Annotated in this window: 11 protein-coding genes and 1 tRNA gene; 6 read left to right on the top strand and 6 right to left on the bottom strand. The window is 42.2% G+C overall.

Annotation, left to right across the window (positions count from 1 at the left end; all coding sequences use genetic code 11):
- Positions 1-169: 169 nt before the first annotated feature.
- Both FTV18_RS04155 and FTV18_RS04150 read right to left on the bottom strand, forming a co-directional pair.
- Positions 170-3,265, bottom strand: coding sequence for a multidrug efflux RND transporter permease subunit (locus tag FTV18_RS04155; protein WP_166137801.1), 3,096 nt, complete (start codon positions 3,263-3,265; stop codon positions 170-172).
- A gap of 256 nt (positions 3,266-3,521) precedes the next feature.
- Positions 3,522-5,123 (bottom strand): isocitrate lyase, encoded by a 1,602-nt coding sequence (locus FTV18_RS04150; RefSeq protein WP_159123482.1) that lies wholly within the window; start codon positions 5,121-5,123, stop codon positions 3,522-3,524.
- Between the two features lie 680 nt (positions 5,124-5,803).
- On the opposite strand from FTV18_RS04150, the gene FTV18_RS04145 reads away from it, so the two are divergent.
- The 3 genes from FTV18_RS04145 (at position 5,804) to FTV18_RS04135 (ending at position 8,581) form a co-directional block, all read left to right on the top strand.
- Positions 5,804-6,793, top strand: a complete 990-nt coding sequence (locus FTV18_RS04145; protein ID WP_004784775.1) for a LysR family transcriptional regulator — start codon at positions 5,804-5,806, stop codon at positions 6,791-6,793.
- Between the two features lie 131 nt (positions 6,794-6,924).
- Complete coding sequence (locus FTV18_RS04140) at positions 6,925-8,247, top strand: hemolysin family protein (RefSeq protein ID WP_004784777.1); 1,323 nt, start codon at positions 6,925-6,927, stop codon at positions 8,245-8,247.
- Positions 8,248-8,302: 55 nt separating this feature from the next.
- Positions 8,303-8,581 (top strand): hypothetical protein, encoded by a 279-nt coding sequence (locus tag FTV18_RS04135; protein ID WP_159123481.1) that lies wholly within the window; start codon positions 8,303-8,305, stop codon positions 8,579-8,581.
- 38 nt (positions 8,582-8,619) lie between these two features.
- On the opposite strand, the gene FTV18_RS04130 is transcribed toward FTV18_RS04135, so the two are convergent.
- Positions 8,620-9,126, bottom strand: a complete 507-nt coding sequence (locus FTV18_RS04130; protein ID WP_180010610.1) for a hypothetical protein — start codon at positions 9,124-9,126, stop codon at positions 8,620-8,622.
- Between the two features lie 168 nt (positions 9,127-9,294).
- Between FTV18_RS04130 and FTV18_RS04125 the strand changes: the two genes are divergently transcribed.
- The 3 genes from FTV18_RS04125 to FTV18_RS04115 all read left to right on the top strand — a co-directional run bounded on the left by FTV18_RS04125 (position 9,295) and on the right by FTV18_RS04115 (position 11,062).
- Positions 9,295-10,023, top strand: a complete 729-nt coding sequence (locus FTV18_RS04125) for a hypothetical protein (RefSeq protein WP_159123479.1) — start codon at positions 9,295-9,297, stop codon at positions 10,021-10,023.
- 170 nt (positions 10,024-10,193) lie between these two features.
- Positions 10,194-10,279, top strand: a tRNA-Leu gene (locus FTV18_RS04120).
- A 93-nt stretch (positions 10,280-10,372) separates the two neighbouring features.
- Positions 10,373-11,062: a hypothetical protein gene (locus FTV18_RS04115; protein WP_005236809.1), complete on the top strand. Its 690-nt coding sequence runs from the start codon at positions 10,373-10,375 to the stop codon at positions 11,060-11,062.
- Positions 11,063-11,090: 28 nt separating this feature from the next.
- On the opposite strand, the gene FTV18_RS04110 is transcribed toward FTV18_RS04115, so the two are convergent.
- The 3 genes from FTV18_RS04110 to FTV18_RS04100 all read right to left on the bottom strand — a co-directional run bounded on the left by FTV18_RS04110 (position 11,091) and on the right by FTV18_RS04100 (position 13,055).
- On the bottom strand, positions 11,091-11,405 hold the full coding sequence (locus tag FTV18_RS04110) for a DUF5713 family protein (RefSeq protein ID WP_125278212.1): 315 nt from the start codon (positions 11,403-11,405) through the stop codon (positions 11,091-11,093).
- Between the two features lie 105 nt (positions 11,406-11,510).
- Positions 11,511-12,362 (bottom strand): dihydropteroate synthase, encoded by an 852-nt coding sequence (folP, locus tag FTV18_RS04105; protein WP_180010608.1) that lies wholly within the window; start codon positions 12,360-12,362, stop codon positions 11,511-11,513.
- Between the two features lie 78 nt (positions 12,363-12,440).
- A complete protein-coding gene (locus FTV18_RS04100; protein ID WP_180016908.1) occupies positions 12,441-13,055 on the bottom strand; it encodes a GNAT family N-acetyltransferase in 615 nt (204 codons plus the stop codon).
- Positions 13,056-13,093: the final 38 nt, after the last annotated feature.

Below are 13,093 nucleotides of genomic sequence, written 5' to 3'. Positions count from 1 at the left end.
AGTGATGGGAGAGAATGTTCAAGAGTGGATTCTAAATGTTCAGATAAAGACATAAAAAAATGAGCGTATTTACATACACTCATTTTTACTACATTTTACTAAAATTTGCTTAACTGACTGGCATTACCGTTATAACGGGGATTTTAGAATGCTATATTCTCAATTGATATTATGTATGTGATTTCTTCATCGTCATTTGGCGAATTAAAACGTACATAAATGGAATAAAAATTAGCACCAGTATCGTTCCAAAGATCACTCCACCAAAAACACTGATTCCAATCTCACGACGACTGGCTGCACCAGCACCAAAAGCAAAGACCAGTGGCAGAATCCCAGCACCAAAGGCCAGAGATGTCATCAGGATTGGGCGCAAGCGCAGTGAAGCACCTTCAAGTGCAGCTTCAACTACCGATTTACCTTTTTCCTGAGCCAATGCCGCAAACTCTACGATTAAAATTGCATTCTTACAGGACAGACCAATCGTGGTCAGCAAAGCAATCTGGAAGTAAATATCATTCGGAAAATCTGCCAGAAAACTAAAAATGATATTCCCACCAATCCCTAGAGGAATAGCGGACATGACCGCAGTCGGAATCGTCCAGCTTTCATATAAAGCGGCCAGGCACAGGAAAATGAAACCAATCGACACCAGATATAACCAGATTGCCTGATTACTGGATTGTTTTTCCTCAAAGGATAAACCGCTCCAGACCACGTCAATGCCATCCTGTTCTGCCACCAGATTTTCAACATCTTGCATCGCTTCACCAGAACTGGAACCTTTGACCATATCCGCTTGCATTTGCAGCGAGGTATAGCCCATAAAACGGTTGACCACCTCAGGACCACCACTCCAGTCCACCTGAGCGAAATTACTGAAAGGCACCATCTCGTTCAGGTCATTACGTACATGCCATTGCGCCAGATCTTCAGGTTTGGAACGGAATTCTGCATCGCCCTGCATAATCACCCGTTTAATCCGGCCACGATCAATAAAGTCATTAATATAATTACCCCCCCAGGCCGCTGAAAGCGTACTGTTGATTGCGGATTGACTCAGACCATTGGCCATAGCCTGTTTCTGGTCAATATTGACTTTCAGTTCGGCTTTTTCCGGATTGGAACGCTTATCCAGATTTTCAAAGCTACTATATTGAGCTGCTCCAGCCTGCATATTCTGGAACTGCTCTTCCAGATACTGACGGCCATTACCGTTAATATCACGAATCCAGAAATCCAGGCCGTCGGTTTGACCTAAACCATTCACTGAAGCCGGCATGCTGATATTGACTTGAGCATCGCGGTTACTGCGAAAATGCTTCATAGCACGTTCACGAATCGCCTGCGCGGTATTTTCTTCTCCAGCACGGTCATCCCAATGCTTCAAGGCAACAAAACCGGTCGCCAGGTTCTGACCGGTACCTGAGAAGTTACGGCCATAACGTAGCATGACCAAGTCGATATTGTCCTTTTCTTCTTCCAGAAAATACTGACGAATCTGCTCACCGACCTGAATGGTGTTTTTCATTGGCGCGCCTTCCTGCAGCCGGATTTGCAGATTCAGAATACCCTGGTCTTCACTCGGCAAAAAGCTGGTGGGTAAGGCGCGATAAAATAAAGCAAATACGCAGAGCAATCCGGCAAACAGCACCAGACTAATGGCCTTATGTTGTAGAGTGACATTAGAAACTTTCAGATAACGATGCTTCAAACCATCCAGTTTCTGGTTAAACCAACTCGCCCACTTGGCAGGTTTTGGATTTGGTTTTAGAATCAGCGCACAAAGTGCAGGTGTCAGAATCAGTGCGACCATCAGCGACAGAGACATCGCTGCCACGAGCGTAATCGAGAACTGACGATAGATCACCCCGGTTGAGCCACCAAAGAATGCCATGGGAATAAAGACCGCGGTTAAAACCAGGGTAATCCCGATCAATGCTCCGCTAATTTCCTGCATGGATTCCAGTGCTGCTTCTTTGGCTGTAAGCTGCTGCTCATGCATCAGACGTTCAACGTTCTCTACCACCACAATGGCATCATCGACCAGCAAGCCAATGGCCAGTACTAAGGCAAACAAAGTCAGCGTATTAATACTCAGTCCCAAAACATAAAGTACTGCCATGGTTCCGAGTAAAACTACAGGCACAGTTACAGTCGGAATTAAGGTGGCACGCCAGTTTTGCAGGAAGATAAACATCACGATGACGACCAGAATGACCGCCTCGAATAAAGTTTTAACGACTTCTTTAATCGATTCTTTAACAAACGGTGTATTGTCACGCGGATAGGCAATTTTATAGCCTTCCGGCAACTGCTGGGAGAGTCGCTCGATTTCAGCCTTGATCAGACTCGACGTCGCAATTGCATTGGCACCGGAGGCCAGTGAAATGCCCAGACCGGCAGAAGGATAGCCGTTGGTGGTGCTATATGACTGATAATTTTCCGCACCCAATTCAACCCGTGCAACATCTTTTAAGTAGATAAAGCTACCATCCCGGGCAGACTTCACAATAATATTTTCAAATTCTTCGACTGTTTTTAAACGGCTGCCTGATGTGACTTTGGCATTCAGATACTGATCATCGGCTGTTGGCAAGTCCCCAATTGCGCCGGCTGCCACTTGAGTATTTTGTGATTCAATCGCTGCCCGCACATCACTTGGCATCAGGTTATATTGTTTCAATTTTGCTGGATTCAGCCAGATGCGCATTGCGAACTGTGAACCAAAAACATCCACTTCCCCAATGCCATCAATTCGGGAAATATCCTGTTCCAGATGCGTGGTCAAATAATCAGACAGTTCAATATTGCTGCTACGCCGTGACTCATCATACAAACCGATGACCATATGGGTATCGCCAAGAGATTTGAAGACATTCACGCCCTGTCGCTGGACATCATCTGGCAAACGATTGAGAACCCCGTTAATCGCATTTTGAACCTGTACTTGTGCTGTATCTGGATCGGTACCATTTTCAAAACTGATGCTGATCCGGCTTCGACCTGAGGAATCACTGCTTGAGCTGAAATACAGCAAGCGGTCGATACCTTTAATTTGCTGTTCCAGCACCTGGGTCACGCTTTCTTCTACTGTTTCTGCAGATGCACCGGTATAGGTTGTTGCCACAGTAATACGAGGCGGTGCAATATCCGGATAACGTTCAACAGGTAAATTCATCACCGCAAAAAGTCCAATGGCCATGACTACAATGGCCAGCACACCTGCAAAAATAGGACGATGAATGAAAAACTTAGACAGCATAAGTCTGAATCACTTTGAATTTAATGAATTATGGAAAGCGTTGCATTATTGAGTCAGCTTAAGGATATTCAGGCAGTGGCCTAGAGAATGCAAGGCTTGATCACAGAAAAATATGTATAAAATTGAATCATGAAGAAAATATGAAGATTTTGCCTTTCATCTAGCTATTTCAACAATTTATAAGGTTATTATTTTTATTTTAGGCATAAAAAAACCCTGCTTGCGCAGGGTTTTTTTAGAATCGATTCAGAGCTGATTAAGCAGAGAATTGGTTCATTGTGTTTTTCGCATCGTCACCCGCTTTAAGCGCGTTGTCACCAGCGAAGATTTCTTTGTGGTCGTCACCGATGTCAGAACCAGCCATTGCTTGGTGTTTCACACAAGCGATACCACCGCGGATTTCTTTACGTTGTACGCCAGCAACATAAGCCAACATACCTTCAGAACCGAAGTAACCTTGAGCAAGCTCGTGAGTAGAAAGAGCAGCTGTGTGGTAAGTAGGCAGAGTGATCAAGTGGTGGAACACGCCTGCTTCACGAGAAGCGTCTGCTTGGAATGTACGTACTTTTTCGTCAGCTTCAGCAGCCAATTCAGAATCGTCGTACTCAGCGCTCATCAATTTAGCGCGGTCGTATGCAGATACGTCTTTACCTTCAGCAACCCAACGGTCGTACGCTTGTTGACGGAAGTTCAGTGTCCAGTTGAATGATGGAGAGTTGTTGTAAACAAGTTTCGCATTTGGCACAACTTCACGTACACGGTTAACCATGTGAGCGATTTCAGCTACGTTTGGAGTCGCAGTTTCGATCCAAAGAAGGTCAGCACCGTTTTGTAAGCTAGTGATACAGTCAAGTACAACGCGGTCGATCTGAGTGCCTTCACGGAACTGGTACAAGCCAGAAGCAAGACGTTTAGGACGGTGAAGTTTGCCATCACGTTTGATCAGGATTTCGTCTTCTTGTGCTTCAGAGATGTCAATTTCTTGAGTGTCTAAGTAGCTGATGTATTGAGAAGCGATGTCGCCTGGCTCTTTAACCACTGGGATTTTTTGAGTCAAGTCAGCGCCTTCAGAGTCAGTACGTGCAACGATGATACCGTCGTCAAGACCCATTTCAAGGAATGCATAGCGAAGAGCGTGGATTTTCGCGATGAAGTCTTCGTGTGGAACTGTAACTTTACCAGCTTGGTGACCACATTGTTTCGCGTCAGAAACCTGGTTTTCGATTTGAAGTGCACAAGCACCCGCTTCGATCATTTTCTTAGCTAGTAAGTAAGTCGCTTCTTCGTTACCGAAACCAGCGTCGATGTCCGCAATGATTGGCACAACGTGAGTTTGGAAGTTGTCGATTTGTGAAGTGATTTCAGCAGCTTTAGCTGTATCACCAGCGTCTTGAGCTTTTTTAAGTGCGCGGAACAGGTCGTTCAGTTCTTTCGCATCAGCTTGACGTAAAAATGTGTAGATTTCTTCGATCAATGCAGGAACAGAAGTTTTTTCGTGCATAGATTGGTCAGGAAGAGGACCGAATTCTGAACGAAGTGCAGCAACCATCCAGCCAGAAAGGTAGATATAGCGACGTTCAGTTGTACCGAAGTATTTTTTGTTCGCAATCATTTTTTGCTGAGCGATGAAACCGTGCCAGCAGCCTAGTGATTGAGTGTATTTGCTAGAGTCTGCATCATAAGCAGCCATATCACGACGCATAATCGCCGCTGTATATTTAGCAATGTCTAAACCAGTTTTGAAACGGTTTTGAAGTTGCATACGCGCAGCATCTTCAGGACTGATGTCTGCCCAAGTGTTACCGAATTTCGCTTTTAATTCGCGGATTGCATCAATCGCTGTTTGGTATGTAGTCATGATATATTCCTGTATTAATATTAGGATTTTTCTGCAACGAACCGCTCAAATCACACCCTCAATGACTTGTTCAGATTTTCGACGATCCGTTGGGATAGCTAAAGATTAGTGGGCTTCGAAAAATTAATCCAATATTCTGCAAGAATTATCATTATTTATTTAAAAAATATGTAGATGAAAGTCTAATTATATATTGATCAATTTTTTATAAGTTATTGTATTTTATATTTTATTTTTGAATTTTTGAAATTGGATTTTGTCTAAAACATCAGCAATAAGAGCAAAAAATATTCATTAGACTTAAGTCTTGCAAGACTTTAGCAGCGCCTAATTTCAGCAATTTTTGTTTATTTTATGAGCCTTAAAACCTAGAATACTTATTTCAAAAGAATTATTTTTCATTTATTTGTTGAAATATTTTTTATCAAACCTGGCACATTATTTGCTAATTCCCTCTGTTTCTTAGAAATACTTTTCTTTCGTTTCGAAGGCAGCCAGATTTCCTTTCTGCTCTTAAAAATAGAGAAGGATTCAGACTGGCAAAATCTGCGGTGAAAGAGACTCTAAAAAGGTATTTCAGTACAATCAGCTGGGCTTTTTTTCATCAGTTGCGTACACAAGCTATAGTAGTTATGGCATAATCCATATAATTTCATAATTTTATTTTCGGTATTTTTTTTATGAATCTGGAGCGGGTCGATCTTAATCTCCTCATTTATCTTGACGTACTTTTACGTGAAAAAAATGTCACGCGTGCAGCAGAACAACTTGGGGTAACCCAGCCTGCGATGAGTAACATTTTACGTCGCTTACGAAATTTATTTAATGATCCTCTCCTGATTCGCTCTTCTGAAGGTATGACCCCAACAGAACGTGCGCTAGAACTCCAACCTCGTATCCGTGACGCCTTAGCGGATCTTTCCATGATTCTGGAACCGCGTACCGAGTTCCGCCCTTATACTTCAAACCGTGTTTTCCGCATCATGACTTCAGATTATGCTGAAGCTACACTGGTACCACGCCTGGTGAAAGCATTACGTTCAGAAGCACCGAATGTGGTTCTCGACTTCTTAACCCCAAGTGATGTGTCCTATCGTGACATGGAACAAGGTAAAGTTGATCTGGCGATTAACCGTTTTAATGAAATTCCGCAAAGCTTCCATCAGGTACTGGTTTGGCGTGACAGCTTTTCTTGCCTGTTAAATAACAAGCATCCGGCTGCGGGCAACCTGAATCTGAAAAGCTATCTGGATGCACAGCATATCTGGGTATCGAAAACCGGTATGGGCGTTGGCTTTGGGGTAAACCCTGAGAAACAGGCGGGTCTCGGCTGGATTGATCAGGCTCTTGAACGTATTGGCCAAAAACGTAAGATTTCGGTATTTACCCGTCATTATCAGATGCCTGGTCTTCTGGCTGCCAATGTCGATCTTGTAGCAACATTACCGACCCGTATTGCACGTCTGCAAGCCAAAAACCAGAACTTACTCATTAAAGACCCACCATTCTATATTCCTGAGTTTGAATTGAAGATGGCGTGGTGTCCTTTATTGCATCATCATCCCGCCCATCGCTGGTTACGTCAGCTGATTCTATATGTAGCCCGTCAGATGATCGAAGAAGAAAATCGTGAATTTTTAATGAATAATTCGCAATTTTCGCATTATTGAATTGAATATTAGCTAAATTGCTCATTTTTAAGCTTATACTCTAGAGACTTGAGTTGCTTTATTTGTACCTCAAGTCTTTTTTTGTGTTAAAAATATTTTTAGCTAGATCATATTAATCCACAGGTGGATTCGTGAGCCTCTTTCAAAACATCGTGATTATCTTATTACTCATCGCGGGGGCCGGTTTTTTATCATTAACAGAAATCGCGCTTGCAGGTGCCCGTAAGGTCAAATTAAAAATTTTGGCTGAATCGGGAGATATTCGCGCTCAAAAAGTTTTAGATTTACAAGAAAACTCTGCTGACTTTTTTGCAGCTTCCCAAATCGGCTTAAACGCCGTTGCCATTTTAGGCGGTATTTTAGGTGAAGGCGCCTTCCGCCCTTATATCATCAATTTACTTTCCAGATTTTATCAAGGTCCCTGGACTGAAACGATTGCGTTCAGCCTGTCCTTCACTGCAGTTACTTCATTATTTATTCTGTTTGCGGACTTGATGCCGAAACGTCTGGCCATGATCGCTCCAGAAAAAATTTCTGTCTCGGTGATTAATCCAATTCAGGTATTTATCAAAATCTGTAAACCACTGGCCTGGTTCATCAATGCCATTGCGAACCTGTTGTTCCGCTTATTTAAAGTGAATACCATCCGAGATGATAATATTACCTTTGCGGATATTTCTGCGGTAATGGATGCGGGTGCTCAGGCAGGTGTGTTACAGAAACAGGAACATCACTTTATTGAGAACGTGTTTGAGCTTGAAGAACGTAATGTTCCTTCCAGTATGACGACTCGCGAAAATGTGGTGTTCTTTACCTTGAAAGAATCAGAAGCCAGTATTCGTCAAAAACTGGCTGAATTTCCTTATTCCAAGTTTTTGGTCTGTAATGAAAATATCGACGATGTGATTGGATATGTCGACTCCAAAGATATTCTGGTTCGTATTCTGAATAATCAGTCTTTACTTCAGTTAAATGAAAATACCATCCGTACGGTTCTAACCATTCCAGATACACTGACTCTATCTGAATTACTGGATCGCTTCCGTTCAACCAAGGAAAAGTTCGCCGTCGTTATTAATGAATATGCCTTGGTCGTAGGTGTGATTACCCTTTCCGACATTATGATTACCGTGATGGGCGACTGGGTTACTCCCCTGGAAGAAGACCAGCAGATCATTAAGCGTGACAGCAATTCATGGTTGATTGATGGCAGTACGCCCATTGAAGACATCAAACATGCGCTGGAAATTGATGAAATGCCAGATGAAGAGAACTATGAAACCCTAGCTGGTTTTATGATGTTCAAGCTGCGCAAGATTCCACGTCCTGCAGATATTGTGCTACATGCGGGTTACAAGTTTGAAGTTGTCGATGTTGATCATTTCAAGATTGACCAGTTACTGGTTACACGTATGCTGGAAGTGAAAAAGCCACCGACAGAAGAATCAGAATAATCTGGTTCTTCTTCAATTTTTTTAAAACTCCAAAAACAATAATAATGAGACTTTTATGAATATTGCTGCGTTACTCGCCTGTCTGAGTTTTTATTCGGCCTTATATTTATTCTATTTCTTCTTTATGCAAGATCAACAGCCTATATTTCTGATCCTAGCAATTGTGCTCATTTTACTTTCAATCTGGCTGACTCCCTATCCTTATGAGCGGCGTCGGCAAGGATTTGATTCGACTTTAAGAATAGGCGAATATTTTTATTATCCACTCATCACCTGGTGGCGGCTGTTTATCTTTCCTGTGCGTTGGCTGCTTTCCCTATTTTATTCTCATTAAAAAAGCACCCGAAGGTGCTTCTTTACATTCAATTCAATTTAGATTTTTGATAAAAGTGCTTCAAGGACTGCCTGATAATGGATCTGGATATCTTCCTGCAAAATTTTGTAGGTATTATCAAATTGCACCATTGGCCAGCCTTCTTTCCAGAATGGGAAAATATTATGTAAGTCATGAGTGACGACCGCATCTTCACGTAGAATCGCCTGTGCAATCTGTGCCAGTACAAAGGCAGTTTCCGCACCATCAATTGCAAGGTAATCAATACCACGTGCTTTTAAAATACGGATACGGTCTTTCTTATAGCGGATTTTTTTGATTTGGGCTTCATTCAGATTCAGGGCCAGAGAAACTGCTTCAACAAATTTTTCTTCAAATGACTGATTCAATACAACCAGCGCCTGTTTATGCGCTTCCTGACGACCCGCTTTACCACCCTGACGAATAACTTCTTTTGCTTCCGTATCTAGCTCATCATTCTTCATGGTTTGAAGGATGTCTAAAATTTCGATGTCGCTTAGCGTCGCAGGAGATTGATCAGTCATAAACTGTCCCTAAAAAATAAATATGCAATGGACTATTTTCGCATAAATCCTCACTAAAAAATTAAAATCTTTAGCTTCAACTCTAATAATTGCAAAATCCGGATCATCTCTATCATTCTGGCGTAAATTGGCTATAGTAGGCGGCAAGTTTCTTATTTACTTTTTATCATGCAAACCAAACAGATTGATCTTTTATTGCAGCAACTTAAACTGCTTTATCCCGCTGCCTTCAAAAGAAATTATCTGTTTTATGGCCAGATCAAGACCAAGGGTATTTTAAGTGATCTCAAGGAACTGATTCCCTGGGTGCTGGCTGCCATGATCTTTGTACCGATTAGCCTGGTTCTCAAAGATGTTTATTCCTCTAAGCTATCAACTGCCCCAGACTTTCAGGCGCAAGCTTATGCAATTCTGACTATTCTGTTATTTCTGATGCTGGTGGTTCCACTAGTGATCAAGCAGATCCGGCACTCTTCTCATTCCCTCTATCAGTTTTTAAGACATACACCGATTAAACTCACTGTAGTCATTGTGCTGGAAGCGCTGAATCTGGTTTTTCTACAAAGCAGTATGACCATGTGGATTCTATTCTTTTTCGGGATCAGTTTTGGTTTTGTACGGTTCTATAAAGAAAATATGTTCCGCCCTGCTACCAATAGCACTGAACAATATCAACTGCAGCAGTTACGTCGCATCTGTTTCTGGGCTTATCAACAAACCTGGAAACTACGTCTGAAATTATTTTTTCATTCCAAGCCGACCTCCCCAAATGAAGAATTGAAAAATCAGCTTCAGCACTATGCGGATTTACATACCCGCTTGTTTAAACTGGAACATGAGCAGTGCAAGAAGATTAAATACATCGATATCGATACTTATCTGGACGAGCACCTGTAAATGTTTTATGAATCACGGCCTGAAATAGAAAATTACATGACTTCTCACGCTTATCATCTAGCATTATGGATTTAATTTTTTAATTTAAACTACTGAATTGCTTGAAAATAAAGCAAACGTATTGAAATTTACTTGCCAAGCTTTATTTCGTCCTCTATTATTGCGCACATGCCCGAGTGGTGAAATCGGTAGACACAGGGGATTTAAAATCCCCCGCCCACAAAGCGTGCCAGTTCGAGTCTGGCCTCGGGCACCATTTTAATTCTGATTAGAATGGTGCAATGAAAATCTCCAGCATTCAGCTGGTTTTTTTTATGCGTGATTATCACCAATAGAATGTGCCCTTCCCATGTCTGCATCCCGTTCTTTTGATCTAGCCAGATTGCAATTACGCCATCCTGATGCATTCTTTTGCAGCCTCAGCTATGGCCGTTATAAATATTTGAACCAGACCACTGATCTCTATCTGTATTTACGTATTGGTATTCTGATCATGATCACAGGATTTTGTTGCCTGTGCTTTTCGCTGCCGTTTTACCCTGACTTTGTGACTTCAAAATATCAGGCGCTTAGTGCAGGTACTATTGTAATGATCGGCATGCTCTATCCTTATATCTGGCGCGCCCAGTTTCAGGCGAAATACAGTTCTGTTCGCTATGCCAAGCGTTTGCAACTCTGCCTGTATATGCAAACCCTGATTGCGATTCTGTCATTTATAAATTATCAGTATTTTCACTCAGCATTTATTACCTTGCCTTGTTTGGCCCTGCTTGCTTTCAGTAGCCTCGTACCGGTTTTAGTTGAGCCCTGCTTTAGAGTTTCGACTCGCAGCACCCTATTGGTACGTTTGCAGAAAATCCGTCAGCTGGCTTACTGGTCTTATCAGCAATCGCAAAGCAAAGAGCCGGAACCGGTGCCTTATCAAAAAGATTTAAAACAGTATTATCTGGATTTGCATCATAGCTGCATGCTGGAAGAGCAGAAATTACTGGATGAAATTCATTATAAAAATTTAAAAGACGTATTTTCAGATTATTAAAAAAAAGCCCTGTTTAACAGGGCTTTTTTTACCATTCGCGATTAACGACCAGTTCTTCCATTTCAATATCAAACAGACCCTGCTCTTGCACGACCATCATCATGGCCTCGGCAATATAGTCTGCGGCAGTATCATCCAGAGACGAATCCAGATCTTCAAACTGTGGCTTCATGGCATTGATGTCTGCCACAGTCTCATGGGCCAGCTGATATACATCCTGATCTGATAAACCGGATTTAGATACTTTTGAAGCAAAACGTTCGATGTGTTGCTTGATTTCTGCAACCAGAATATCGGGATAATATTCATCATCGAACATGGGGAGAAGTAAATCTGCAAACATTACAGGCACTCTAAAAGATGACAATCTAACTTAAGCGTGCCTGTATAGCACATTGCTGTTTAAAAGCCAAACAGCTTGTGCTCCTATATGTCTTTCAGCCCAGATTTAGGCATTTTGCATAGCTTTCCAGATTTTGATGGCGTCTGCTGTTACCTTGACATCATGTGCACGAACCATACAGGCACCTTGCTGAATGCTCAGCAAATGTGCCGCAGCCGAGCCTACTGCACGTGCTTGTGGTTCTGCACCATCTAGTGCAGCACCAATAAAACGTTTGCGGGATAAAGCAGACAAAATCGGATAGCCCATTTCTGTCAATTTATAAAACTCTTGCAACAGCTTTAAATTTTGCTGGGCATTTTTTGCAAATCCAAAACCAGGATCAATCATGATATGTTCAGCTTTAACACCCACATCTAGAGCATCTTGAACCCGTTGTGACAGTTCCCGAATCACATCCTGAGTCACATCATCATACTGATCCAGATTATTCATCGTAGTCGGCTCACCACGCATATGCATGATGATCACCGGAATATTCAGTTCTGCTGCCGTCTCTAACGCTTGTGGACGAGTGAGCGCGCGTACATCATTCCAGATATGTGCACCCGCTTTCACGGCTGCTTTAATCACTTCTGGCTGTGAAGTATCAATCGAGATGATCACATCATGCTTGGCCAGTTCTTCAACTACAGGCACAACACGACGGATTTCTTCTTCAACTTCCACGACTGATGCACCTGGACGTGTAGATTCACCACCCACATCAATTACGGTGGCACCATCAGCAATCATTTCCAGGGCTTTTACTACTGCCTGATCTTTCTGATTGTGCAGCCCCCCATCGCTAAAGGAATCCGGAGTCACATTTAAAATTCCCATCACATGCGGCTGAGACAAATCCAGTTTCAAATGACCGAAAGTCCAGATCTGTGGTCGTAGTGGCTTCAGCTGCATGGTTCAATCCTAGTTCACAATAACCCCGGTATTGTCTTATGGAAAGATCAATAAAGCAAAGCTCAATCTATTCAATAGCTAGATTTCAAAATAGTTCTTATTGGAATATTGCATCAGCTTGGATTGCAGTAACGCTTTTACATCAACCCATTCGCTTTTTAAAATACTATAGATATAACTATCTCTGAGTGTCATGCCATCTTTACGCAGCATATGACATCTAATGATGCCATCCTGTTTGGCACCCAGAGCTTCAATAGCTTTTTGACTTTTAAGATTCAGATGATCAGTCCGAAAGCCTACCACTTGAGCATTCAGCTCTTCAAATGCATGCTGCAGCAAAAGATATTTACAGACCCGGTTTACATAGGTTCGTTGATAAGGTTTGGCATACCAGGTAAAGCCAATTTCAACACGTGGAATTTCCGGCTTGATATCATGATAACTGGTAGTACCAATAGCGCGACCCGAATTCAGATCAATCACAGCAAAAGCCATTCTTTCACCTTTGGACTGCTGTTCAAAAGCTTGGGTAAAGTAGTGTTTAAGTTTATGTAGGTAAGGTAACGAATTATATAACACTTCCCCCAAGTCCCCTTCGGCACATGCATTTTCTAAGTCTGCAAAATGTTCCCAGCTCAGTGGCTCCAAACGTAGCTGATAAATACTAGATTCCAGAACAGGTAAAGTCATTCTTATTTTTACTCAGTGATTTTTATGAATTGACTATA

Origin of the sequence: Acinetobacter sp. YH12241 (genome assembly GCF_013417535.1) — a bacterium.
In the GTDB taxonomy this organism is placed as follows: domain Bacteria; phylum Pseudomonadota; class Gammaproteobacteria; order Pseudomonadales; family Moraxellaceae; genus Acinetobacter.
This window is presented reverse-complemented; position numbering and strand designations above follow the sequence as displayed.